The organism is Alloacidobacterium dinghuense (assembly GCF_014274465.1).
In the GTDB taxonomy this organism is placed as follows: domain Bacteria; phylum Acidobacteriota; class Terriglobia; order Terriglobales; family Acidobacteriaceae; genus Alloacidobacterium; species Alloacidobacterium dinghuense.
The window spans coordinates 3,567,917-3,592,363 of the sequence record NZ_CP060394.1 but is presented as its reverse complement, the minus strand read 5'-3'; the positions used below and the strand labels follow the sequence as shown (position 1 = coordinate 3,592,363).

General features: G+C 56.6%; 27 protein-coding genes. 18 read left to right on the top strand and 9 right to left on the bottom strand.

What is annotated here, in order from left to right; translation table 11 throughout:
* Positions 1–231 precede the first annotated feature (231 nt).
* The 3 genes from H7849_RS14775 (at position 232) to H7849_RS14765 (ending at position 1,728) form a co-directional block, all read left to right on the top strand.
* On the top strand, positions 232–813 hold the full coding sequence (locus H7849_RS14775; protein ID WP_186740310.1) for a hypothetical protein: 582 nt from the start codon (positions 232–234) through the stop codon (positions 811–813).
* 176 nt (positions 814–989) lie between these two features.
* The gene (locus H7849_RS14770; RefSeq protein ID WP_186740308.1) at positions 990–1,370 is read left to right on the top strand and encodes a hypothetical protein; all 381 of its coding nucleotides are present in this window, start codon (positions 990–992) and stop codon (positions 1,368–1,370) included.
* 178 nt (positions 1,371–1,548) lie between these two features.
* Positions 1,549–1,728 carry a hypothetical protein gene (locus H7849_RS14765; protein ID WP_186740306.1) on the top strand — a complete coding sequence of 60 codons (180 nt, stop codon included), beginning with the start codon at positions 1,549–1,551 and terminating at the stop codon, positions 1,726–1,728.
* A 3-nt stretch (positions 1,729–1,731) separates the two neighbouring features.
* On the opposite strand, the gene H7849_RS14760 is transcribed toward H7849_RS14765, so the two are convergent.
* Positions 1,732–2,487, bottom strand: a complete 756-nt coding sequence (locus H7849_RS14760) for a hypothetical protein (protein WP_186740304.1) — start codon at positions 2,485–2,487, stop codon at positions 1,732–1,734.
* Between the two features lie 74 nt (positions 2,488–2,561).
* Positions 2,562–3,065: a hypothetical protein gene (locus tag H7849_RS14755; protein WP_186740303.1), complete on the bottom strand. Its 504-nt coding sequence runs from the start codon at positions 3,063–3,065 to the stop codon at positions 2,562–2,564.
* A gap of 95 nt (positions 3,066–3,160) precedes the next feature.
* Between H7849_RS14755 and H7849_RS14750 the strand changes: the two genes are divergently transcribed.
* From H7849_RS14750 to ku, 6 genes are all read left to right on the top strand, one after another.
* Positions 3,161–3,610, top strand: coding sequence for a GNAT family N-acetyltransferase (locus tag H7849_RS14750; RefSeq protein WP_186740301.1), 450 nt, complete (start codon positions 3,161–3,163; stop codon positions 3,608–3,610).
* 10 nt (positions 3,611–3,620) lie between these two features.
* Positions 3,621–4,184: an anthranilate synthase component II gene (locus H7849_RS14745; RefSeq protein WP_186740299.1), complete on the top strand. Its 564-nt coding sequence runs from the start codon at positions 3,621–3,623 to the stop codon at positions 4,182–4,184.
* A 5-nt stretch (positions 4,185–4,189) separates the two neighbouring features.
* The gene (locus tag H7849_RS14740) at positions 4,190–5,164 is read left to right on the top strand and encodes a nuclease (protein ID WP_186740298.1); all 975 of its coding nucleotides are present in this window, start codon (positions 4,190–4,192) and stop codon (positions 5,162–5,164) included.
* 649 nt (positions 5,165–5,813) lie between these two features.
* Positions 5,814–6,905 (top strand): alpha/beta hydrolase-fold protein, encoded by a 1,092-nt coding sequence (locus H7849_RS14735; RefSeq protein ID WP_186740297.1) that lies wholly within the window; start codon positions 5,814–5,816, stop codon positions 6,903–6,905.
* The gene (locus H7849_RS14730; protein WP_186740295.1) at positions 6,902–7,546 is read left to right on the top strand and encodes a hypothetical protein; all 645 of its coding nucleotides are present in this window, start codon (positions 6,902–6,904) and stop codon (positions 7,544–7,546) included. Before H7849_RS14735 ends, H7849_RS14730 begins: the two co-directional genes overlap by 4 nt.
* 135 nt (positions 7,547–7,681) lie before the next feature.
* Positions 7,682–8,527 (top strand): non-homologous end joining protein Ku, encoded by an 846-nt coding sequence (gene ku / locus H7849_RS14725; RefSeq protein ID WP_186740293.1) that lies wholly within the window; start codon positions 7,682–7,684, stop codon positions 8,525–8,527.
* Between the two features lie 211 nt (positions 8,528–8,738).
* On the opposite strand, the gene H7849_RS14720 is transcribed toward ku, so the two are convergent.
* The 5 genes from H7849_RS14720 to ygfZ form a co-directional block, all read right to left on the bottom strand.
* Positions 8,739–9,473, bottom strand: a complete 735-nt coding sequence (locus H7849_RS14720) for an outer membrane beta-barrel protein (RefSeq protein ID WP_222439654.1) — start codon at positions 9,471–9,473, stop codon at positions 8,739–8,741.
* 148 nt (positions 9,474–9,621) lie between these two features.
* Positions 9,622–10,599, bottom strand: coding sequence for a riboflavin biosynthesis protein RibF (ribF, locus tag H7849_RS14715; protein ID WP_186740291.1), 978 nt, complete (start codon positions 10,597–10,599; stop codon positions 9,622–9,624).
* 2 nt (positions 10,600–10,601) lie between these two features.
* On the bottom strand, positions 10,602–11,426 hold the full coding sequence (locus H7849_RS14710) for an MBL fold metallo-hydrolase (RefSeq protein WP_349627428.1): 825 nt from the start codon (positions 11,424–11,426) through the stop codon (positions 10,602–10,604).
* 116 nt (positions 11,427–11,542) lie between these two features.
* Positions 11,543–12,127 (bottom strand): DUF1844 domain-containing protein, encoded by a 585-nt coding sequence (locus H7849_RS14705; RefSeq protein ID WP_186740290.1) that lies wholly within the window; start codon positions 12,125–12,127, stop codon positions 11,543–11,545.
* Positions 12,128–12,142: 15 nt separating this feature from the next.
* A complete protein-coding gene (gene ygfZ / locus H7849_RS14700; protein ID WP_186740288.1) occupies positions 12,143–13,222 on the bottom strand; it encodes a CAF17-like 4Fe-4S cluster assembly/insertion protein YgfZ in 1,080 nt (359 codons plus the stop codon).
* A 62-nt stretch (positions 13,223–13,284) separates the two neighbouring features.
* Between ygfZ and H7849_RS14695 the strand changes: the two genes are divergently transcribed.
* From H7849_RS14695 to H7849_RS14655, 9 genes are all read left to right on the top strand, one after another.
* Positions 13,285–14,808 carry a hypothetical protein gene (locus H7849_RS14695; RefSeq protein WP_186740287.1) on the top strand — a complete coding sequence of 508 codons (1,524 nt, stop codon included), beginning with the start codon at positions 13,285–13,287 and terminating at the stop codon, positions 14,806–14,808.
* Between the two features lie 78 nt (positions 14,809–14,886).
* Entirely contained in the window at positions 14,887–15,753 is an 867-nt protein-coding gene (mtnP, locus tag H7849_RS14690; protein WP_186740286.1) for an S-methyl-5'-thioadenosine phosphorylase, read from the top strand.
* A 15-nt stretch (positions 15,754–15,768) separates the two neighbouring features.
* Positions 15,769–16,704: a PfkB family carbohydrate kinase gene (locus H7849_RS14685; RefSeq protein ID WP_186740285.1), complete on the top strand. Its 936-nt coding sequence runs from the start codon at positions 15,769–15,771 to the stop codon at positions 16,702–16,704.
* Positions 16,697–18,304 (top strand): glycosyltransferase family 39 protein, encoded by a 1,608-nt coding sequence (locus H7849_RS14680; RefSeq protein ID WP_186740284.1) that lies wholly within the window; start codon positions 16,697–16,699, stop codon positions 18,302–18,304. The genes H7849_RS14685 and H7849_RS14680 overlap by 8 nt, the downstream gene beginning before the upstream one ends.
* A gap of 20 nt (positions 18,305–18,324) precedes the next feature.
* Positions 18,325–19,053, top strand: a complete 729-nt coding sequence (locus tag H7849_RS14675) for an MgtC/SapB family protein (protein ID WP_186740283.1) — start codon at positions 18,325–18,327, stop codon at positions 19,051–19,053.
* Positions 19,050–19,862, top strand: a complete 813-nt coding sequence (gene dapF / locus H7849_RS14670; protein ID WP_186740282.1) for a diaminopimelate epimerase — start codon at positions 19,050–19,052, stop codon at positions 19,860–19,862. The genes H7849_RS14675 and dapF overlap by 4 nt, the downstream gene beginning before the upstream one ends.
* Positions 19,856–20,782: a S66 peptidase family protein gene (locus H7849_RS14665; RefSeq protein WP_186740281.1), complete on the top strand. Its 927-nt coding sequence runs from the start codon at positions 19,856–19,858 to the stop codon at positions 20,780–20,782. Before dapF ends, H7849_RS14665 begins: the two co-directional genes overlap by 7 nt.
* A 3-nt stretch (positions 20,783–20,785) precedes the next feature.
* Positions 20,786–22,219: a UDP-N-acetylmuramate:L-alanyl-gamma-D-glutamyl-meso-diaminopimelate ligase gene (gene mpl / locus H7849_RS14660; RefSeq protein WP_186740279.1), complete on the top strand. Its 1,434-nt coding sequence runs from the start codon at positions 20,786–20,788 to the stop codon at positions 22,217–22,219.
* A 3-nt stretch (positions 22,220–22,222) separates the two neighbouring features.
* Complete coding sequence (locus H7849_RS14655; RefSeq protein WP_186740277.1) at positions 22,223–22,954, top strand: lysophospholipid acyltransferase family protein; 732 nt, start codon at positions 22,223–22,225, stop codon at positions 22,952–22,954.
* 9 nt (positions 22,955–22,963) lie between these two features.
* Here the strand turns inward: H7849_RS14655 and H7849_RS14650 are convergent, their stop codons facing one another.
* Together H7849_RS14650 and H7849_RS14645 are read right to left on the bottom strand one after the other, a co-directional pair.
* Positions 22,964–23,635 carry an SPOR domain-containing protein gene (locus H7849_RS14650; protein ID WP_186740275.1) on the bottom strand — a complete coding sequence of 224 codons (672 nt, stop codon included), beginning with the start codon at positions 23,633–23,635 and terminating at the stop codon, positions 22,964–22,966.
* The gene (locus H7849_RS14645) at positions 23,635–24,417 is read right to left on the bottom strand and encodes a slipin family protein (protein ID WP_186740274.1); all 783 of its coding nucleotides are present in this window, start codon (positions 24,415–24,417) and stop codon (positions 23,635–23,637) included. Before H7849_RS14645 ends, H7849_RS14650 begins: the two co-directional genes overlap by 1 nt.
* Positions 24,418–24,447: the final 30 nt, after the last annotated feature.

Here is a 24,447-nt window from a genome sequence, read left to right as displayed (position 1 = left end):
AACCCGATTCCCAGGGGAAGTTTGCTGAGGTTTCATTCATTCGGTCCCATTTCTCTCCGCATACATGTTCCCGCCGCGTTCACGCCTCGGAAATTGGCCGAAAGATAGGCGATTTATAGCGAATCTACCCGCTGATTAATCCGAGTGGGTAGTTGTGAGCTGTTGTACAGAGATTCATCTTGGACGAAAGCGCCACTCCTTGCTTCAGGCAGCGCTTAGGAGAACCCAAGTATGCAAATCTCTCGTTGGAAATTCCTATCCTTGGCTCTAGTACTCGTTGGCCTCGTTATAGTGGGTGCTGGCGTTGCCTCGGCTCAGGACGTCTACAAAGTCAACTACTTTGCTAACAACGTGGCAGGTGCTCCGGATTCCACTGTCCGGATCGATAACCCCGGTGTGACGTACGGAAACCTCTGCGCCATGATCTATGTGTTTGCCGCTGACCAGCAGCTCACAGAGTGCTGCGGTTGCGTGGAAACGCACAACGGTCTGCGCACGCTTTCCGTCAAGACCAACCTCACGAGCAATCCGCTGACCGGCGTGGTTCCGCCAAATGGTGTCATTAAGGTCGTAGCTGCGGCAGACAACAACTCGCCATGCGATCCGACCTCGAACGTAACCCCCAAGGCAAACCTGCGCGCCTGGGTAACTCACATCCAGAACCCCGTGGGCACGGCCTATCCAATTACTGAAACGGAGTCGTCTGACTCCACGCTGGGCGCGACCGAACTTGCCAACCTGCAGGCCCAGTGCGCATTCGTAAACATCCTGGGCAGCGGACAAGGCATTTGCAGTTGCGGTACCGGTGACTAGTTAACTAAATCGTCTCGGCACCGCGGGGATGCATGAGACTACCGGGACCGGCGCGCGCCACTCCCGTTCTCAGTTTGAGGCGCAGCAAGCGAAAGATTCGGTCCGTGCATTGGAAGGACCTATCTTGCTTTACACTCTGGCAAATTCTCACCTGACAACGGTATGATCCTCAAATCATGCCAATCAATTTCGGTAAGACCTGCGGAAGCTGGTGCGTCCGCATTCCTTGTGTCGGTTGCTTGATCTTGCTTGTCTCGGGGTGTGGCACGCGTCCATCCTCGATAACAGTAAGTGCGAGCCATGCAGTTCGTCATAAAGTTGATCTCGCCTGGGAGGCACCCGCCAGTTCTCCAATCGAGGTAGTCGACTATCACGTCTACCGCGCGCCTGCGGGCACCTCTACCTACCAGCTGCTGAATGCATCTGTGGTTACTGAGACGGTTTACCTGGACAGCACCGTCCAGAGCGGCTTTTCATACGATTACATGGTAAACAGTGTCGATAGTTCCGGAGTCGAAAGTGCTCCGTCGAACCAAGTAGATGTGACCGTTCCCTAACTACTGGTTACCAAAGTGCGGTGGCGACTCGTAAAAATGTTTTGCCGATCGGTCCGCCTCATGTACGGTATGAGGACACACGAAACTACAACACATTGATTCAGAACTCCTGTTGAAGTCCTTTTCTGCTTGTCTCAAAGTTCTCTGACTTTCATTCACTAAATTTCGGGGGAAAACCATGAAGAATCGCTCGTCTCGATTGAGAACATTTCTGCTCCTTGGCGGAGTTCTATATCTATGCGGCCTTTCATTTATTGTTGGGCGCAGTTCAGCGGAAATTGGTAAGCCAACCGTGCATATGACACACCAGATGAATGAACTCGATCGGCTGCAGCAGGAAACGGCGAAGCAGAAGTAGCCTTTATTTGGTGCCTAATACTGCCTGGCGTTTTTCTTTGAGTGTATTTTCGAGTGATTCCGAGGCGAAGGGCTCGATCGTTGGTCGCAGCAAAGCTCCCATGCCGAAGGGAATGGATCTTGCGAGCGTAACCACTTCGCATTCGATATAGACGCCACCGTCGCGTTGTTCGACTCGCCAGTACGAGTTCATCGCCCACAGGAATCCGAACCCCTCGCCTTGCGGCAGCACCTCTTCGTCCGACTGACCGGCATTGCGCACTTCGCGGACACTCGCAGAGCGAGACCGCAAGCTATATCGACCATTGCCGAGCGGGATGAAGTCGATATCGTGGACCGTGTCGAGCACAACTGTCACGATCTTGTGCTTCTTCATCCGGTAAAAGACCTCGAAGTGATTGCCATGGTGTGAAATCAGCTGCACCTGCACTAATTCCGGCCCGTAGTACCTGGTGTAGTTTGTATAGTCCTGGTCGATTTTAAGAACCTGATCAAGCGTTGCGTTCGGCAGGAACTCGCCGCCGATCCAATCCTCGATTGTTCCTCTGTCTATTTGGGGGGCGTGAACTTCCTGGACCTGAATCTCTCCTTTGCGGACCGCTTCGCGACGCTGAGGGTTCTGGTCGATCCAGAGGTATCCTTCAACGGACTGATTCTGCGCGTCAAAGCGCGCCTCCAGGGCAGTGATATAGCTTTCGAATGCGGTTTTTGCCTGCGCCGGTTCTTCGGAGAAGACGGGAACAGCAGAGGCGATCAACACGGCGAATGCAATAGTCCGGAAACTTGTCAGCCTTGGTCTCACCGATCCGTCAGGAAGTATCTCGTCACGCCTTTCTATTTCGCGCTTCCAATCTGTTCGGTGGATCTTTGACTGAGATAACGGCAATTCTTGTTTGTACCCGGTGTCCAAGTGTCGCCGTCCGTATAGGTCACCTGCTCCAGTGTGACGGGTCCCACTGCGTAGGTGATGAGGTTCAACGGCAGAACCTGGCTAGAGTCCTCAGTGAGAGTCATGTAACGCGTGATCGTGGTTGCGTCGAGGTCGTAGATGTTCCGTTTCACTGTCAGTTCGACCCGAACCAAGATGGACTCAACTTTCTTGCCGCTCTTGTTTTTGTATTCGAACGCCAGACTATTGTCCGGGCCTGCTTCATATTGCACGGGCATGTATCGTGCTTGTGTTTTGAGCGCTACCTCGGTGAAAGCTACAGGGCACCCAATCTGGAGATTCGAAATCTCTGGATTCCGCTGGTTCAGGTCCGCCTTCTGAGTTGTGTTGTTTTGGGCTGCTGCGGCGATTGCAGATAGACCGATGAGAGCAAGAGTTACGAACTTCATTGAACGCCTCCATTCGGCGACGATCTCTCACTGTTGGACGCTAGCCTAGCATAAATGGAATGCTATCGTCGCCGCGAATGCCTTAACCTGCTGACATGAGGGTTCATCGCGCGACGGCGGCGGAAATTGACGATGCATATCGCATCGTTTCTGAGTACTACGAGGCTGTCGGCGTGCTTGTGCGCGACGATCGGACTGCGTTCGAGCAGGAATATTTCGTTGATGGAGCGGGTCTCTGGCTGGCGACTGTCCAGCATGAAATTGTCGGCTGCATCGGGCTGCATCGGCTGAAGCAGTTGCCGAACGGCGCTGAAATCAAGCGGCTGTATGTACGCATTGAGCATAGGGGGCTAGGGGTTGCGGAGTCTTTGCTCGATGCTCTTGAAGGGTATGCAGTCGAGCAGGGGTATACCGCGCTCTATCTTGATTCGAAGAAGGATCTGATGCCCGCGATCCGGTTTTATCGGCGCCATGGCTACCAGCCTTGCGAGCGGTATAACGACAATCCGCAGGCGACGATCTTTATGCGTAAAGAGTTACACTGAAGTCAATCCCATGGTCTTTGTTCTTGATAATTACGACTCGTTTACCTACAACCTGGTGCAATATATGGGTGAGCTGGGTGCGGAGATGACGGTTCGCCGTAACGACGAGTTGTCCGTCGACGAAGTGGAAGCGCTTGCCCCGGAGCGAATTCTCCTCTCGCCTGGGCCTTGCACGCCGCAGGAGGCAGGTATTTCGATCGATCTGGTGCGCAGGTTTACCGGCAAGGTGCCGATCCTGGGTGTTTGTCTCGGGCATCAGGCCATTGGCGCGGCTTTCGGCGGAAAGGTGGTGCGCGCGCCACAGTTGATGCACGGCAAGACGAGCGCGGTGACCCATGACGGCAAGACGATTTTCAGCGGCCTGCAGAATCCGATGACCTGCACCCGCTACCATTCGCTGATCGTCTCCGAGAAGGGATTGCCGGATGAACTTGAGGTGACGGCGCGTACTGCCGATGGCACCATCATGGGATTGCGGCATCGGGAATATGCGGTTGAGGGTGTACAGTTTCATCCTGAGAGTGTGCTGACGCAGGACGGCAAGCGTCTGATCAAGAATTTTCTGGAGCTTTAGCCTGCATGGTTGTGAAGTACTGCCTGGTTGCTGGTGCCGCTTGTTTCTCCACAATGGTGGCGTTCTGCCAGGATCAGCCGATTGCCTACGTCAAGACGGATGGCGTTACCATTTCCGGCTCGCTTCAGGTAGTGAACGGCAGGGCAACGATCGGCAACGACGGCAGCATCACGGCGGGCGATAAGACCGCGAATGTGGTGCTTGTACGAGGCGGAGATCTGCGGCTCTGCGCCTCAACGACAGTTCATATCACACGCGACCGCTCCGTGACTCCAGCTACCGGTGAGGATTCGACGGCACTGATGCTCGCGCTCGACAGAGGGGCGCTTGAAGCCAGCTATAAGACCGGACCGTATTCCGATGTTCTGCTGACTCCTGATCTGCGCATCCTTGTCTCAGGTCCCGGCGATGCCGATCTGAAAATGCGCGTGAATCAGAAGGGTGATACCTGTTTTGACAATCACGGCGACAGCGCTCCTTACGTTACGGTTACCAGTCAGTTTGAGGGTGGCGTTTACCGCATAAAGCCGAACCAGCGGGTGCTGTTTGAGCACGGAAGCCTGGAACAGGTTGTCGATAATGAGACGGAGCCCTGTGGTTGTCCACCTTCGATTCCGATCAATGTAGCCAGCAATGACAACAAGCCGGTCGGCGGGCCTTCTTCTACTCCCGCGGACACTGCGTTTCCGTTGGCGGTTAGTGAGGGATTGAAACCGCCTCCGCCACCTCCGTCGCAGCCGGTGGTTCCTGCGGGAACGCCACATGCCCAGGTCGAGGTTCCCTTAACTTATAACGGAGCGGCACCGACCCAGCCATCGGAAGCGCCTCCGGTTACGCCGCCAGAGCCTGAGGTTGCTGCCTCTCAGGCACCGACGCCTCCTGCGCCGCCTACGGCTACCCCGGCCCAGAAACCGGCGAAGTCAGGAGGATTGTTCCATCATATCGGGCACTTCTTTGCGAAGCTCTTTGGTGCGGGATAGGACCCCCCAAAAAGGCTAAATTCTAGAAAAGAATGGGGCTTATCTTATTTTCTTGCTCATCATCCCCGACAGAGGAAGCATCGAAAAGCCCAGGGCTAAAGCCCCCTTTGTTGAGGGTCCTAACGCGGGGCTGAAGCCCCGCTCTTTTACCGCCGTCCTGCGTCCGCAGGACAAACGATCCACCTCTATTCCTCCGTCAAAGGGATCACCACTATTATTTCCGCTAAATTATTGACTCTACGATGATTATTGGCGGGGCCTGTCTTTCAGCCCTGCCGCCGCAGAAATCGACCACGCCAGTTATTGCTTCATCACATCGGCATTTTTTTGCGAAGTCCTTTTGGAGCGGGATAGGGCCCACAAAAAAAGCTAAATTCTTGAAAAGAATGGAACTTAGCTCATTTATCCATCTAAATTATTGATTTTACAGGGATTATGGGTAGGTCTGTTTTCCAATTCGCTTTCCGGGCGTCTAAATAACGCCCCTATATCTAGTTTAGCGAATCAGGGCATAATAGGACGCCAAGTGAAGGCGTCTTTATTTCATTCAAAATCAATCGTTTAAGAAAAATTTTTAAGGTAAGGGGCTTGACAACGTTGCAGGGCCGATCACGGGGCAGTGTATCTCAATGAGGAGAGTGCAGCGGAGATGATCTCTATACCTATTCGGGCAGTCGTTCTTCTTTTTCTTACAGCTTTTACCCCGCCGCTTTTGGCGTCTGCGGCAGACAGTCAGGTGGTGAACCGGGAATGGCGATCCGCTTGTCTGGCGCAGAACAAGATTGGCACCGATCCGGTTCGGAAGATGGCGGTGTATCTTCCTGCCGGATACGACAGTCCGGGCTCGGCCGAGCGTTATCCGGTGATCTATTACTTTCCGATGGCTTCTGACGACTATCGTTTGCTCTTCGACAAACAGAGCGCTCAGCCGCTCTTTGATCGGGCCATAGCGCGAGGCGTGATCGGGAAGTTCATTCTGGTGTCGGTCGGCATGAACACGCCGCTTGGGCCTTCGTGGTACACGAACTCCTCGGTGACAGGAACTTGGGAAGACTTCATGGTCCGGGAACTGGTGCCATATATGGACGCGAATTTCCGGACGATTGCGAACCGTGATTCTCGTGGGCTGGTGGGTGACCGGATCGGAGGGTATGGAGCGATTCGTGTCGGGATGCGCCATCCGGAGGTTTTCGGATCGGTGTATGCGTTGCATCCGGTTGGAACCGGATCGGGCATCCAGATCATGCATGCACGACCGAATTGGGACATTCTGTGGAGCGCGAAGTCGATCGATGACGTGAGAAAAGACGGCTTTTCAACACTGTTCCTGACTATCTTTCAGGCGCATTTGCCCGATCCGGACAAGCCGCCACTGTTTACCGATCTGCCCGCGCACAAGGCTGGAGACCAGCTGGTGATCGATACCAAGTTGACGGATCGATTGCGCGACAGCTTTCTTCTGGAGACGATGATTCCGCAATATGCGGAGAATCTGAAATCGCTGCGCGGCTTCAAATTTGACTGGGGGCGCAGCGACGGGAATCAGGACCACGTGTATTCGAATCAGGCATTTGCTCACAAGCTGAACGAGTTTGGCATTCCCAATGAAGCGGAGGAATATAACGGCTCATTTGGCGAGCGGAACTGGGGAGAGGACGGGCGCGTTTACACCGACGTTCTTCCGTTCTTTCAGACGCATCTGATCTTTGCAGATACGGCAGTTAGTATCTTGAAACCATGAATAGAATGCGCCTAAGCCGGAGTGGCAAGTGGGCAATCTGCTGGCTAGCCGCGTCGATTCTCTGCTCCGGCGGTGGCTTGTCACCGGCGCAGACCACCGGGTCCGGAGATGCTTCTCTCGGGGTGCTGCAACGCGAGCACCAGGCTCTTCAAGAGGCACAGGATGCGCATGACAAGGCGCTCCATGCCTACCTGCTTAACAGCGCAGCGGAGACCTATGCAAGTGCGCTCGATGATGAGATTCAGCGGAAGGACAGAGCTGCAACGGCGCCGCTCGATATGCAGACGGAGATGGGGCCAGTCGTCAACGAGGCCAATCAGTATGGGGCTGGAGTCGTCTGGTGTGAGGTGAATGGGGAGTGGACTGTCTCACCCGATGGATATCTGGCTTATTTGGCGGAATGGCCGGACGGCCCTGACGCTGAGGAAGCATGGTGGCGCGGAAAGCTGGGCCATCTTGCAACCGCTTGCTTTGATGCGGCAGGGACGGAAGAGGAAACGGCGGGATTTGTGGCTGATTACACGGAGTTCCTGGCACGTTTCCCACATGGAAAACACGAGGAAGAGGCTCGCGCATTGCTCCGAGAATTTCAAGCTGATCTGGATAGCTACCGGCAGGAAAAGGAGCATAAGGAGCCCTGAAAATCAGGAATTGGGCCGAGAAAGGATGCTGCCCATGGCACATGCACCTTATTTCGTGCAATTTTTACTAGGCAGAGTGAGCTTCTTTCTGCGAGAATTTCTTCCCATGTCTTTATAGCGGTGAGGTTTGTCTCTATGGCGTCTACGGTTTGGAAAGGCTATGTTTCGTTTGGGCTGATTTCGGTGCCGATTCGTTTATTTGTGGCGGCGCGTGAGGAGCATGTGAGCTTCAACCAGATTCACAAGGAATGCGGGACGCGGGTGAAGCAACAGCTTTATTGTCCGACCGACCAGCGCGTGGTGGAGCGGAGCGAACTGGCCAAGGGCTATCAGGTGGACAAGGATACCTATGTGCTGGTGACAGAGGAAGAGCTGAAGACGCTCGAAGCAGAGTCATCGGAATCGATGGAGATTCAGCAGTTTGTGCAGCTGGACGATGTCGATCCTGTCTACTACCAGACTTCGTATTACACCGTTCCGGAAGATCCGGGCCGCAAAGCTTACGCGCTGATTTTGCAGGGCATGGAGCAGCTGAAGCTGGGTGCGATTGCGAAGATCACGCTGCATCAGCGGGAGCAGATTGTGATGATTCGTCCGTATCACAATGGGTTGGTGCTGCACACACTTTTCTATCCGGCTGAGGTTCGGGAGCTTGCCGAATACGGACAGGATCATGATCTGAAACTGCAGAAGGCGGAGATCGATCTGGCGGAGCAGTTCATGAAACAGCTGACGGCGAAGTTTGATCCTGACCAGTTCAAGGATGAATACCAGACACGCGTGGAAGAGTTGATTGAGCAGAAGGAAGCCGGTATGGTGCAGAAGTCTGAGAAGCCGAAGAAGCATCTGGCTCCGGTGATCAACTTGATGGATGCCTTGCGGAAGAGCATGGAGCAGCAGGAAGAGGCGGCTGGGAAGAAGGAGCCGCAGCGTGAGACTGTTGCTGCCAAGTCTACGGGGCGGAAGAAGAAGGCGGTTTAGGTTCGTCAGGTCTGTTTAGGATCGTGCTTTCCCACCCTTTGCTGCGCAAAGGATGGGGCACCCGTTTTCGTGCCGGTGCTGGTGAAACCAGGTCCCTTCGGCAAGCTCAGGGCAGGCTCTTTGACTGCGGACCTTCGGCGCTTCGCTCAGGATGACAACGTTAATGATGAGAGTGAAAATCCCGTCCTCGTGAGGACGGGATTTTTTGTTTCTACTTCTTTTTGGCTTCGAGGATATTGCCGCCGAAGCGGAAAGTTGGGCCGATGGAGAGGCGGGTGGTCCAGCGGCTGTCCTTCAGCAGATCGTTGAAGAGGTGATTGTAGACCTCGTCGAACTGGAAGCGCAGGGCCAAATGCTTTGAGGCGTTCCAGTCGACGCCTTCGCCGAAGCCGTAGAAGCTGGCCCAGCTGGTTTTTGTGCCGGAAGGTGCGAGCCCCTGAACGATGAGCGCAGAGATGGGATCGGCGGGGTGCGGGCGGGCTACTTCGCGGATGGCTCCGATATCGGGACGGATGAAGATGGTTACTCGGCGGAAGTCGCGGAAGGTGAGTTCCGGGCCGGCGGCAAAGGTCTGCGTGGAGGCGCCGGTAGGAACGGCCAGCTGATAGCCGGGGGGCAGGAGACCCTGAAGCGCGAGATCATGCAGAGCGGTCTGGACGACCAACTGGTCCGACATGGTGAGCAGGTTGGGGGTAAGGGAGTTGTGTCCAGTCGCGTTGGAGTAATCGAAGCCGACGGCCATCATGCGGCTCACGTTGTACCCGGCCTGAAAGTGGAAACCGTGTTCGTCCAAGTTGAGATTGGGCGTCATGAAATACGTGAAGCCGCCGTACAGGTCGAAGCGCTCGACATCTGTTTGCTGCGCTGAGGCGTGGGTGGAAAGAATGAAAGCCGTGAAGGCAAGCGTAAGAGGGACGAGACAACGAGAGAGCGTTCTTTTGAGCATGCAAACTCCTTGAACCGGCAACCAGCAGGCGGAAAAGTCTTACCAAAATATCGAAGCTTAATAACGAATAGGAAGAGTTGGCAAGTGCTTGCCGGGGTTCCGTTTGTGAAAACGCTCTATGTCTCTCGCACTTACGGGGGGAAGGGTATCAGCTTTTTGCGTTCTTCGCAGTGGAAAGGACTTGCATAAGGTGGAAGTAACGCATCGCGTAGGCCACGTCGCGGAGAATCTGGGCCTTGAGCGCTCCGGGTGAAGGGAAGCGCTTTTCCTCGCGTATGCGCTTGAGGAAAGTGAGTTCGAGGGGCGTTTCTTCAGTGAGGGGCACGGGGTGGAAATCGAGCAGATGGGATTCGACAGCGAAGGAATCTGCGCCGAAGGTGGGACGGTTGCCGGCATTGGTGACTGAGTTGAATGTGAGCGCGGCGGGACCTTCACCGATTTTCATGCGCGTGATGTAGACGCCGATGGCGGGAAGTAGTTCCCTGTAGGGCGCGAGGTTGATGGTGGGTACGGTCTGTTCGGCGCCGATGCCTCGTCCACGCGCCGGCTTGGAGAGGATGGAGAATGGGCGGCCGAGCAGCGCACGTGCGGCGGTCATGTCTCCTGCGGCAACGCGCTGTCGAATCTGGCTGCTGGAAACGGGGAATCCGCGCACGGTGCGCAGGTGATGCGCGGCGACGGTGAACCCGTACTCATGGCCCAGAGCGATGAGTTCATGGATTCCGGCCTGGGCCTGATAGCCGAAACGGAAGGAGTCTCCTTCGTGGACTTCGACGGCGTGAAGGCCCTGGCGGAGCACGTCGCGCGCGAAGACTTCGGCGGGCAGGTGCGAAAATTCTTCGGTGAAGGGCAGGACGACGGTTGCGTCGAGACCTGTTTCGGCGAGCAGGCGCAGGCGCTCGGGCATGGTGGTAATGAGCCGCGGCGCGACGTCCGGACGCAGAACGCGGACGGGGTGCGGATCAAAGGTGACAGCGATGCACTTTGCGTTGAGATCGCGGGCGCGGCTGCGCGCGTGTTCGATGATCCAGCGATGGCCGCAGTGGACTCCATCAAAATTGCCGATGGCGATGACGGTGGGACCGTAGCCGGCGGGTAGCTGATCGAGCGAACGGAAGACGCGCATGGCTATAACTCCACCGGGATGCGCAGGCCGTCGTAGGCTAGGCGGATGTGCGGCGGCAGTTCGTTGTCGGTGTCGGCGTGATGGAGATCGTGCGACATGTGCGTGAACCAGGCGCGGCGCGGTCTGAGACGGTCGATCCACATCATGGCCTGTTGGATCGTCGCGTGGCTAGGATGCGGGGTTTTGCGCAGGGCATCGATGATAACGACGTCGAGATTTTCGAGAAAGGGAAGGCTGGCGTCGGGAATGGCATTCATGTCAGTGAGATAGGCGGCATTGCCGAAGCGGAAGCCGGCGACTTCCTGTTCGCCGTGGATCAGCGGAATGCGCTGGAAGGTGGCTCCATGAATGACGATGGACTGGTGGCCCTGGATGCGATGCATCTTTACGCGTGCACGCGTTGGGTATTTGGATTCGGCAGAGAAAGTGTAGTCGAAGACTTTTTCGATGATGCGCGCGCTGGGCTCATCGGCATAGAGCGGCATATGGCCGTTGGGATGATGAAAGGTGAGCGGGCGCAGATCGTCGAGGCCGAGAATGTGATCGGCATGCGCGTGTGTGTACAGGACGGCATCGATGTGACGGATTTTTTCGCGCAGTGCCTGTTCACGGAAGTCAGGCCCGGTGTCGATGAGGATGCAGTGATCTGCCCATTGGACGGCGATGGCTGCACGCGTGCGGCGGTCGCGCGGGTCGGGCGAGGTGCAGACGCGGCATCCGCATCCGAGCGTGGGGATGCCCATGGAGGTGCCGCTGCCGAGGATGGTGAGAGTGGCTTGCATCGCTATATTCAGGATGAATGCTGGTTCAGTATTTGTGGTTCCCACCCTGACTTCGTCGGGATGGGGCACCCGTTTTCGTGCTGATGCTCAGAAAAGCAGATCCTTTCCCTTCACTACGTTCAGGGTCAGGATGACAAACTTGGAAGGCAATTCGCTTGTAGTCACTTTTTCTTTGGTGGTGGCTGCTGCGCCGATTTTGCGATAGCGTTGGTGATTTCAACGAACATCATACGCAGGTCGAAGAGCGCATTTTGTAACAGCCGCTGTTCCTTTTCGTTCAGGTTGCCTTTGGTCTTGTCCTGCAGGATGGCGAGCATGTCAATGCTTTGACGCGCGCCGACGATATCGATGCGCGGCTGCTGCCCTTGTTCTGTACCCGCACCCATCGCCATAATGGCAGAGAGATAGATGGATTGGATGACGTGCTCGAAAGTCGTATCCTGTGCGGCTTCCGCACCGGCATTGGACTGGCGGAGCAGATTGTCGACTTCGCGCGAGGACTGCTCATAGGCCGCGTGCTGCTCGGCGGATTCCTGCGCGGATGGGCCAGTGGGCTCTTCTTCCTGTGCCGCTTCTTGGGCGGGTTTCGGTTCTTCCGGCTTGGGGAAATTGATGACGCGAGCAGTTGTGTCGGCGCGTTCCGCCGATTCCTGTTCAGTGGGGGTTGCGGCTTCGTCACGTGGATCGCCTTCGAGTGTGAACTTGCGGCGGTCGGTGACAGTGAATGATGGTGGTTTCTCTTCCATAGATCCTTTTCCCGTTCAGGGTAATACGGGAGGCTCATCGAGCGGTGTAGCACGGCCTCCGGAATATGTGATGACAGCTTTACGTTCCAGTGCTTCGACGCGAATCATGCCCAGTGCGAAGGTCCGTGGCAAGCCGGGTAGCGCATAACGTGCGGCACTCGTGATTTCCCCGATAGGTTTGTCATCCCCTTCGGCAAAAATCTCCGTTCCGAGCGGGGGCGGCGCGCCGTGAAGTTCAAACTGGCGCAGGGTGCGGTGGACGGTGGCGCGCGAACGGATACGCTCAACGATTTCCTGGCCGAGATAGCAGCCTTTGTTGAAGTTGAGGGCGCGGCTCTGGTTGGTTTCCTGCGGGAGGTAGCGATCCGTCATGTCAACGCCATAGCGGGGTACGCCTTCAAGGATTCGGAGCGATTCGAGCGCGGCAAAGCCGGCTGGGGCAGCTCCGGCTTCAGTGAAGATGCGCCATACTTCTGCGAGATGCTCGGCTGACAGCCAGAGCTCGAATCGAGGGATGCGCACACTGTAGGCGCTGACGATGGTAATTGCGATGCCTTGCAGTGTTGCCGGGACGAAGGCAAGTGTATGAGGGACGGGCAGGCCGAGGGCCTTCAGGATGGACGGCGCCTGCGGGCCGGTTAAACCAAGAGTCGTGCTTGCTGCGTCTAACTCGTGTAGCTCCACGTCGTCCATGATGATGAAATGGTCGAGGTGGGGCAGAAGGCGAGACGATTGAACTCGATCCGTTTCAAGCAGAAGATGGTCGGTAGCGCGGAAGACATACCCATCACCCTGGATGCGGCCCTGTGCATTCAAAATGAGGGTATAGTTTCCGTAGCCCTGGGGCAGCGATTGCACCGTATTGGTGACCATGCCGTTTAGCCAGCGGACGCTGTCGTCTCCAGTGATGCGAACGCGGGTGAGGTAACCAAGATCGTAGATTGCCGCAGAATGGATGAGCGAGGCCAGCCCAGACTCAATGCCGGCAAAGACGCGAGGCGTAATCCGGCCGAGGTGCATCTGAAGCTCAACGGCCGGGAACAGGGCGGCCAGCGGAGTGAGTCCCGTCTCGGCGATTTGCAGCGGTTCGCTCATAATCAAATTATAGCCTTCGAGGCGAGGCCAAGTTGAGTCCGGGAAGGATGCGCGAAATGAAGATGGCAAAGCACTTAGTTCTGGTACTAGCGGCCGCCGTAGGGGTGTGTCCCGGTCAGACGCCAACCAGCGCGACGGTTCCAAAAGCCACACCGCAGGATGCGCACATTTCTCCAGCGCAGGCGAAAGAGCTGTTTAACTCCGTCGGCGTGATCCTGAAATTTGCATCCGATGACAGCAAACTGGCGATCAAGCATGACGTGAAGCGCAAGCTGACGACGCGCGAGGCGGTGGAAAAATACCTTGTCGAAAAAATGAACGACGACAAGGATGCCAAGCGGATGGAGCGGTCCGAGATTGTCCTCAAAAAGTTTGGGCTGCTGGACCGCGATTTTCAGCTGCGTCCATTTCTGCTGCAACTTCTGAAGGAGCAGATTGAAGCCTATTACGACAGCAAAACGAAGACGGTGAACCTGCTGGACTGGGCGACTCCGGATACGCAAAAGCCGGTGCTGGCGCACGAGCTGACGCATGCATTGCAGGACCAGCATGTTGATCTGGACAAATGGGAAGAAGGAACGAGCGACGACCTGTCACGCAACGTGAAGCAGGACAACGAGCATATCCAGACGGATGAAAGGGATACGGCGCGCGAGGCGGTGCTTGAGGGGCAGGCTATGGCTGTCTATCTGGACTATGCGCTGGCCCCCTCTGGAAAGAGCCTGCTGACTGCGCCGGATGTAGTGGATAATCTGGCGGACAGCAGCGATACATCGGATTCGCCGGTGCTGGCGCGCGCGCCGCTGGTGCTCAAGGAGTCGCTGCTGTTTCCGTATCAGGATGGCTTGAAGTTTGAGCAAATCGTGCTGAAGGATGAGGGGCAGGCGGGTGCGTTTGCCGGGGTGCTGGATCGTCCACCGGACTCGAGCTACGAGATCATGAATCCACGGGCCTACATGCGGAAGCGCCAGGTTCCGGTGCTGCAGATGCCGGATGTGCATCCGCTGCTGGACGCGGACTATGAACCTTACGATGTTGGTGTAATGGGTCAGCTGGATGTGCGCATGCTGACGGAGTTGTTTGGCGGCCAGGAGATGTCTTCCGCGCTGACGCCGGCGTGGGATGGCGGCATCTATTACGCGGTGCAAAGCAAGAAGGCGAAGACAGACGCTGAGAAGGATTCCACCACATCGGTAGCTCTCTTTTATCTTTCGCAGTGGAAGACGCCGCAGGCTGCGCAGGCCTTTACGAAGATGTACGCCGATGAGTTGGGAAAGAAATATTCCAACGTGACGCGGGATACCAACGATGAGGCGGACAAAACGGAACAAATCTATAACACGAGCGAAGGGCCTGTGGTGCTGACCACCCAGGACCGCATGGTTTTTGTGAGCGAAAGTTTTGACCTTACAACGGCGCGCAAGCTGGCCTTTCTGGTTACGGGCGCACAACAGAATGACGAGGCGAATCAGGCGGCCAGGTTTCGAGTTCGTCCATTGAAGGGCGATCACAGTGCTGAGCTGAATGCCGGCATGGTGCACTTCTTTTCTACTTGTGGCGTGATGCGGGCTGCGCTGCCGCATTGAGTCGCAGCATTTATACTGAATTCTTCGCACTATCTCATTTCAGCTTCTTCCGCAGGGAAGAGTGCGACGGAGTTCGGTTTGCAACAAGCAGAAATTGGAATCATCGGGGGCAGCGGGCTTTACTCCATGCCCGGTCTGACCAACACGCGCGAGGAGCGCGTTGAGACGCCGTTCGGCGAGCCAAGCGATGCTTTTATTCTTGGCGATCTGGAAGGGCGCAAGGTTGTTTTTCTGGCACGGCACGGGCGCGGTCACAAGCTGCTGCCCTCGGAGCTGAATTTTCGCGCAAACATCTACGCGATGAAGAAGCTGGGCGTGGAGCGGATTCTTTCAGTTTCTGCTGTTGGCTCGCTCAAGGAAGAGCATAAGCCGACGGACTTCGTTGTGCCTAATCAATTCATCGATCGCACGTTTCATCGGGAATCGACTTTTTTCGGGAACGGCATTGTTGGGCATGTAGCCTTTGGCGATCCGGTCTGCGCCACGGTGGCAAAGACAATCGTGGATGCGTGCGCGGCGGCGGATGTGGTGGGCAAAGGCGGCGGAACGTATGTCTGCATGGAAGGCCCGCAGTTCTCGACGAGAGCGGAGTCGAACCTGTATCGCAGCTGGGGCGCGGATGTGATTGGCATGACCAATCTGCAGGAAGCGAAGCTGGCTCGTGAGGCCGAGATTTGCTACGCAACGATGGCCATGGTGACTGACTACGATTGCTGGCGCGAAGGCCATGACGATGTGTCGGTTGAACAAATTGTGGCGGTGCTGAACCAGAATGCGGCGAACGCCGCCAACGTAGTACGAGCGGCAGTGGCTGCGATGCCCAAGGAGCGCACCTGCGCCTGTGCGACGGCGCTGCAGTATGCGATTCTTACCAATCCGGCTGCTATTCCGGCCGAGACGCGCGAGCGGCTCGATCTGCTGGTGGGCAAATATCTCAATAAATAACGACAGGAAGAATTGATGGCGATTCTTGTAGTGGGAAGTGTTGCATTTGACAGCATTGAAACTCCTTCAGGCCATGCTGAGCGCTGTCTGGGCGGTGCGGCCACGTATTTTTCATTGGCCGCGAGCTACTTTACCGATGTGCGTGTGATTGCGGTGGTTGGCGAGGACTTTACTGCCGCCGAAGAAGATGTGTTGAAGCGGCGCGGCGTGGATACGCGCGGGATTGAGCACGTCGCGGGCAAAAGCTTCTTCTGGCGCGGGTCGTACTTGAAGAACCTGAACGAGGCACAGACGCACGAAACGCATCTGAATGTATTTGAGACATTTTCTCCAAGTGTTCCGGCAGAGTATGCCGACTCCGAGTTTCTTTTCCTGGCGAACATCGATCCTATGCTGCAGGCGAATGTTCGCAAGCAAATGCCGCGTGTGCGCATGGTGTGCGGCGACACGATGAATTATTGGATCAACGATCATCGGGAAAACCTGGAGAAAGTGTTGACGGGTCTCGACGGCTTGCTCATCAATGACGGTGAAGCGAAGCTGCTGGCAAAGGATGCGAACCTGGTACGTGCGGCGGAAAAGATTCTGGCGTCGGGGCCGAAGAGCCTTATCGTCAAGCACGGCGAATACGGCGCAACCGCATTTTTCGGCGATAAATTGTTTCCGGGCGAGACTAACCACGTGGCTCTTCCGTTCCGCGCGCCTGCATTGCCGCTGAGCGAAGTTGTCGATCCGACGGGAGCCGGTGATTCGTTCGCGGGCGGATTCTTCGGGTATCTCGCATCACACCAGGAAATTACTCCGGCTACGTTCAAGCGCGCTATGTTCTACGGCGGCGTGATGGGCTCCTTTGCCGTAGAGCGCTTCGGGACGGAGCGGTTGCAGGCATTAACGCGCGAAGAAATCGACCGGCGCTTTGCGCTCTTTCGCGAGTTGTCTCATCTTGACTGAGTCCAAAGCTGTACAGGAAGCCGATCATCTCTCGCTTCGGCAGGAGGCGTGGTTGGTAGGCTCGATCGCCATGGGGCTATCGCTCATGGCTCTAAGGTACTGCATGCAGGGCGGCATGCTGCTGCTGTATGGCGACGCTGTCGCTCATCTGCATATTGCGCGTCGTATCTTCGATTCACTGAATCCCGGTTTCCGGCAGCTAGGCTCGGTCTGGCTGCCGCTGCCGCACCTGTTGCTGTTGCCCTTTGTGCAGAAGATGGAATGGTGGCAGACAGGGCTGGCGGGGGCGTGGCCCTCGATGGCGTGCTACGTTCTCGGCTGTGCCGGTATCTATAGGCTGGCGAGACTGTGGCTACCTAGTTCGACTGCAGGGATTGCGGGCTTGTTCTATGCGCTGAACCCGGGGCTGCTCTACATGCAGACTACGGCGATGACGGAGCCGCTCTTTCTCGCTGAAATGATCTGGAGCGCGCTGCTGATCGCTGAGCATGGTCGTGCGATGAAAGCCGGCGACCAGAAGCGGGCGTCGCGACAGCTGGTTGCAGCAGGGCTCGTGCTGGTGGCAGCGATGTTCACGCGTTACGACGGGTGGATCTATGCGGCGTTTGCGTGGCTGGTGGTGGCGTGGGGAGTGCGGCGGCATCTACGTGAGCGCGTGGGCGGGGCCTTTATTTTGTTTACCGGGCTGCTGCTGGCCGCTCCGGCGTTATGGCTTTTGTATAACGCGAAACAGTTTGGCGATCCGCTGGATTTTCTGCGCGGACCCTATTCAGCAAAGGCGATTGATGCGCGTACTTCAATGCCGGGAGCGCCGCACTATCCCGGCTGGCACAGCATGCGCGTAGCCTCGTTGTATTTTCTGAAGGCTGCCGAAATGGGTGCCGTCCCGTTGCGCTGGGGCAATCTCTTGCTGTGGCTGTCGCTCGCGGGCACCGCAATCGCGGCATGGAGATGGCGGTTACGGGGAATTGCTGCTGCGCTGCTCCTGGGGATACCGCTGCCGTTTTATGCGTATTCGATTGCTTATGGCTCGGTGCCGATTTTCATTCCGTTGTGGTGGCCGCACTCCTGGTACAACGTGCGCTACGGAATGGAAATGCTTCCGGTATTCGCGCTGTTTCTGGCAATTTTTGTGCATGAAGTCGCCGCGTTCACGGCCAGGCGCCGGCCGCGATCCTATGCCTGGGTTGTCATTGCGGTTGCGGTTCTCGTGATGGCGAACAGCGTTGTGTTGCTGCGTGGGCGTCCGCTGGTGTTGCAGGAAGCGGTGGCCAATTCGCGGACGCGGATACCGTATGAGAAAGCACTGGCAAACGCGTTGGCGACGATGCCGGAGCAAGGGATGATCCTGATGTACACGTCGGAGCATCCGGGAGCGCTGCAGCGCGCGGGGATTCCGCTGAAGCGGACGATCAACGAAGGAGATTACTATCAATGGCCGCCGGCGCTGGAGCATCCGGCGCAGTCCGCGGCGATTGTTGTGGCTACCGAGGGCGACGCAGTGGCGCGCGCGGTAGAAGCGCATCCGGAGGGACTGACGCTGGTTAACGTAGTGTGTTCCACGGGTCAACCGTGCGCGCGCATCTATCTTGCGAAGTGATAGCATCACGCTCAAACAGCATGGCACACCTCCTTTTGGCGCTCGAAGAACCCGGCCACATGTTGACCTTCAATGGTCTGGAAGAAGCGGTTCTTACCGGTGGCGCGATTGGTCGTTTGCTGTTAGCGGCCTTTCTCGGGGGTGTGATTGGCATCGACCGCGAGTATCACCATAAGCCATCAGGTGTGCGAACGAACCTGCTGATTTGTTTTGGTGCGTCACTATTTACATTTCTCTCGTCCGTGGTGGCGGGCGCGGGGAGCGCCAATAAGGGACAGATCGCTTCCAACATTGTGCAGGGCATCGGATTTCTGGGGGCCGGACTCATCATTCGCAATCGTGACCGTGTGAGCGGCCTGACGAGCGCGGCGACTGTCTGGGCGGTGGCGTCGGTTGGGATGGCTTGCGGCGCGGGCCTGTACTTTCCCGCGGTGTTTTCTGCCGCGCTCATACTGATCGCGCTTGAGGGCGTGGGTTTTCTTGAGAAGCATGCAAACCTCAAACTGTATTCTGTGATCTACGAGGTGCGCGGCGCCGACGCCGACAAGATCTCTCTCTCAATTCTGAATGCGATGGATCGCGAAAAACGCAGGCTTGTTGTGTTGGACCAGCAGAGCATTGGAGAATTGAATCGGCTGTCATTTTCCGTAGCTGCTTCACGCAGGGGTCATGACAAACTGCTGGCAACTTTAAACGCGGCACCCGCCATTGATGAAGTGTTGACATTCCACGATCCGGAGGACGATTGATTCGGTTTGTGAAAGGCCACGCGTGTGGGAATGATTTTCTGATCGTGGATGCGGTGGAAGTAAGTGCAGAGCGGCAACGCGACTGCGCGGTGAAGTTGTGTGCCCGCAATACTGGAATCGGCGCAGATGGTGTTGAGTATCTGCAGTGGACTGGAGAGCGTTCGGGCCGGATTCGGCTCTTTAACGCGGATGGTTCGGTTGCCGAGATTTCCGGCAATGGTACGCGCTGCGTGGCTGCGTGGATGGCTCACGAACGAAAGCTCGGCGCGGGTGATAGCGTCTCGCTCGAGACGGATGCGGGTCCGCGTGAGTGCACCGTTGTGAAGGCGGGGGGCGACCGTTTTCAGATCGCCTCGCTGATGGGCGTGCCGGGGATTGTGCCACGCACGGTGAAGCTGAGCGATGAAGAGATTGACGGCATTTCTGTTTCAGTCGGTAATCCGCACTTCGTTCTTTTTGCCGAGGATGTAAATTTCAAGGTTCGAGGCCGAAGCTGGCAGGAGGTTGGCCGCGAGATTTGTTTCCATCCAGATTTTCCTGAACAGACAAATGTCGAATTTGTGCGGGTAATCAGCACAGATGAGATTGAGATTCGAATATTTGAGCGAGGTGTTGGGCCGACAACCTCTTCTGGAACGGGAACATGCGCAACGGCTGTTGCAGCGATGGTTCATCGCGGTGGTGCTTCGCGTCTGCAGGTGCGCGCTCCTGGGGGAACCCAGCAGGTTGAATGGCTCGGAGGCGAGAGCGAAATTCTATTGACGGGGCCTGCGGAGATTATTTCCTCGGGTGAGGCTTTCGGATGCTGAAACCGCCTGCGGTTGCGCCGGATGCGCGGGTTGCGGTAATTGCTCCAGCTAGTTCCTCAAAGCCGGAGAGACTTGCTCGTGGCATTGAGGCTTTGCGCGCGCGTGGGTATGACGCAGAGTTTGGTAAGCATGCACAGGGTCGGCAGGCGCCATATTTTTCAGGAACCGCGGAGCAGCGGCTTGCGGATTTGCATGCCGGGTTTGCGGACCCGGAAATGCAGGCGATATTTTGTACCCGTGGTGGTTACGGATCGAATTACTTGCTTGAGGATATCGATCTTAATCTGATTCAGGAGAATCCGAAACCACTTTTCGGATATAGCGATATGACTGCCGTGCAGACCTGGCTGCTGGATGAGATTGGGCTGGTTTCGTTTCACGGGCCGATGGTTGCTGCTGATTTTGCTGTCGATGATGGCGTGCATGATGTGAGCTTCGATGCTGCGCTCGATGGCGATGCTGTTGTAGCTGGCGCTGCGGAGGGGTTGAAGGTTCTGAGGCCGGGGCGCGCGCAGGGAGTGATGTATGGCGGCTGCCTGAGTATTCTGACTGCAACTCTCGGGACGAGGTTTGCACCGCAGACGGAAGGCAAGCTGCTGTTTTTGGAAGATGTGGGTACGAAGCCGTACCAGATCGACAGAATGCTGCGGCAGATGGTGCTGGGCGGGAAATTTGATGGTGTGACTGGATTTGTCTTTGGCGAAATGCTGGAATGCACATCGCCCGGGACGGGTCCAGAATTGTTGGAGCAGGTGATTCTGCGTGTGCTGGACTGGTTTGATGGGCCGATTGCGATCGGGCTGCGGTCAGGGCATGTGTCGCGCAGCAATGTGACGCTGCCGTTTGGGATTGAGGCGGAATTGATTTTGGAAGATGAGCCGGTGTTGCAGTATCTGGAGCCGGCGGTGCAGGTTGATTGAAGGATGCAGAAGAAACATATTCACTTGATTGGGATCTGCGGGACGGCGATGGCGTCTCTGGCTGGATTGTTGCAGTTGAAGGGGCATCGTGTGACGGGCTCGGATCAGGCGGCGTATCCGCCGATGTCCAATCTGTTGCGTGCCTTGAATATTCATGTTGCCGAGCCTTTTTCGGAGGAGAATCTCAAGCCGCATCCCGATCTGGTGATTGTAGGCAATGCCATGTCGCGCGGGAACTTGGAACTCGAATATGTGTTGGATCAGCGCATCCCGTTTACTTCGCTTGCCGAGCTGATTCATTCGGAGTTTCTCGCGGGCCGCGAATCGCTGGTCGTTGCCGGGACGCATGGGAAGACGACCACGACCAGCATGCTGGCGTGGATTTATGAAGTTGCGTCGCGCACGAAGCCAGAACTTGCGCCGTCGTTTCTGATTGGCGGAGTGGCGGAGAATTTTGGGACCAGCTTTCATCTGCGCGAGACGAGGCCATTCATTCTGGAAGGGGATGAGTATGACACGGCCTTCTTTGATAAGGGTCCGAAATTCATGCACTACTTTCCGGACGCGCTCATCCTGACGCATGTGGAGTTCGATCACGCAGATATTTATCGCGATCTCGATCAGGTGAAGACTGCGTTCAAGAGGCTGGTGAATCTGGTTCCGCGGCGTGGGCGTGTGGTTGCTTACGATGGCGCGCCAATTGTTTCTGAATGCGTGAGTAAGGCATTTTGTAACGTTGAGCGTTACGGATTTGGCTCTGACTCCGAGTGGCGCGTTTCTGACCTGCGATTTAGAGATGGACGTAGTTCGTGGAAGGTTTTTCGCGAGGGTTCGATTTGGGCTGAACTGGAACTCCCGATGGCGGGCGAGCACAATGCCTTGAACGCGACGGCAGCGGCGGCGTTGGCGTCCGGACAGGGGATTGAGACGGCGGCGATTCAGGAGGCGCTGGCTTCGTTTGAAAGCGTGAAGCGCAGGCTTGAAGTCAGAGCCGTGGTCGATGGGGTGACCATCATTGACGACTTTGCGCATCACCCCACTGCGATTCGGGAGACCTTGAAGGCATTGCGTGGAGCGTATCCTGAGGCACGTCTGTGGGCGGTATTGGAGCCGCGCTCGAATACGCTGCGCCGGAATGTCTTTGAGCGGGAGTTGATTGAGAGTCTCTCACTTGCGGATCGCGTTGTGCTGGCGGGTGTCTTTAAGCAGGAGAGCATTCCGGAAGGTGAGCGGCTGCACCCGGAGAGCGTTGTAAAGGGCTTGAACTTGCAAGGCAAATCTGCAGCGCTTTTTGCGAATGCAGACGCGATTGTCGCCGCCATTGCGCCGGAACTGCGCGCGGGAGATGTGGTTGCGATTCTTTCCAACGGCGGTTTTGATGATATCTATGAGAAGTTGCCGCAACGGCTGGAGCAGAGGGCGCTGGTGCGCTCGTAAGTCATGCTGTCGACGATTGCGATTGTTTTGTTCTATCTGATTATGGGTTTTCCGGCGGCCGTGATTGGTTTGCCGTGGACGCTGCTGAGCCGCGATATTTCCTTTCTGTATCGCTGGGCTATGTGGATTGCGAATGCGGGTTTGAAGGTCGGCGGGATTCGCATCGACGTCAGCGGGCGTGAAGAGCTTGATTCAGCGCTGAGCTATATTTTCATGTCGAATCACGTTTCGAACCTTGATCCTCCGGTGCTGCTGCCGCTGCTTCCGGGCCGTACGTCTGTTTTTTTGAAGCGGTCGCTGATGAAAATTCCTTTGCTGGGGTATGCGATGCGGCTGGGGGATTTTGTTCCAGTGGACCGCGATGGGCGCGTGGAGAGCGCTAAGCAGAGCGTCGAACGCGCGAGGCAGGTGATGACTTCCGGCCTGCATATCACCTCGTTTGTGGAGGGCACGCGGTCACGCGATGGACGGCTGCTGCCATTCAAGAAAGGCCCGTTTTATCTGGCGATGGAATCGGGTAGCCCGGTGGTGCCCATCTCAATCTGGGGCACGGAAAACATGATGAAGAAGGGCAGCATGCGAATCACGCCCGGGACCGCACATGTTGTTTTTCATACACCGCTGTGGCCTCGCGATTATCCGACGCGTGAAGAACTGCTTGCTGCGGTGCGGCAGTCGATTGCTTCGAGCTTGCCGGAGTGGATGCGCGGGGAAAGCGCTGTTCTAAAGAACTGACCGCAATTCTTAAGGTTTGAGGATGGCGTTGTACCCGTCGGCGAGGAGTTTGGAACGCATCTCCCTGGCCTGGTCGCGGGAGGCGAAGGGACCTACCTGAACATGCAGGAGACTGTCCTGTGATTCATTCCGCACGACTACGTTGTATCCGTGCTGGCGCAAGGCTGAAGCCAATGCATTTGCGTCTTCCGGACGTGTTACCGCCGCAATTTGCACCATTACCGATCCGCCGGTGACCGGCATGGAGACAGGAGTGCTCAACGAGGCTGGCTTGACGGTCGGTGGTGGGGCTGCTGGTCTCGATCCAGCAGCCTGAACCGCAGTCTGCTTTGCCTCGGAAGCAGATGACTGGCTCGGGGTGTTGTCTGGCGTTGAGTCCTCATCGAGGGATTCAGTGATGGCATTGGGATCCTGCGCGCCGCTGTTGCTGTTCGCTGCCTGCAGGCTCTGCATTGCAGATGGCTTGGGCGTGTGCGACGCTGCCGGGGCGGAGTTCTGATCGGGTGCGACTGGCGCTGTCGAGGCTGGAGTCTCGTTGCCGCGACGGCCGGTGGAGTATCCGAAACCAAAGAAGACGCCGCAGATCAGCACCAGGCCGAAAAAGATGCCCAGCAGCGTTGTCGCGCTGAGGGTAATCTCTGAATCGACTTCTTCGTGCTCGCGTTCGATGGGGCGTCTCATCACCGTTCCTCAGGCTTTGGCGCAGACGCTGCGGGGGCTCCGAGCTTCTGCAGGAGAGAAAGTAGTTCCATGGGCAGAGGGAAAATGACGGTCGTGTTCTTCTCTGTGCCGATGTCTGTGAGTGTCTGCAGATATTTTAACTGAAGGGTGATGGGCTGCTGCGCCAGCAGATTGGCGGCATCTACCAGTCGTTGCGCGGCGCTGAATTCGCCTTCGGCATTGATGATTTTCGAGCGCTTTTCGCGTTCAGCCTCGGCCTGTTTGGCCATGGCGCGCAGCATTTGCTCGGGCAGGTCAACCTGCTTTACTTCAACGCTGACAACCTTTACGCCCCAGGGCTCCGTGCGCTGGTCGATGATGGTCTGAATTCGCTGGTTGAGGGCATCGCGGTGTGAGAGCAGGCCGTCGAGTTCGACTTCTCCAAGCACCGAGCGTAGCGTCGTCTGTGCAAATTGCGAGGTCTGGTAGACATAGTTCGCGACTTCGATGACGGCCCTGAGTGGGTCGAGCACGCGAAGTGTGATGACGGCATTGACTTTGATGGTGACGTTGTCGCGGGTGATGACGTCCTGCGGCGGCACTTCGAGGACTTCCTGCCGCAAAGAGATACGAACAATCTGGTCAAGCGGTCTGAAGACCAGGATGATGCCGGGTCCTTTTGGCTTCGGGAGTGCCTTGCCAAGGCGGAAAATCACGCCGCGTTCGTACTCGCGCAGAATTTTAATGGAGTTCAGCAGATAAAGGACAATAACAGCAATTACGACCAGGCCCGGAATTCCCATAAAAAACGCCTCACTGAGGTGCGATTGTAC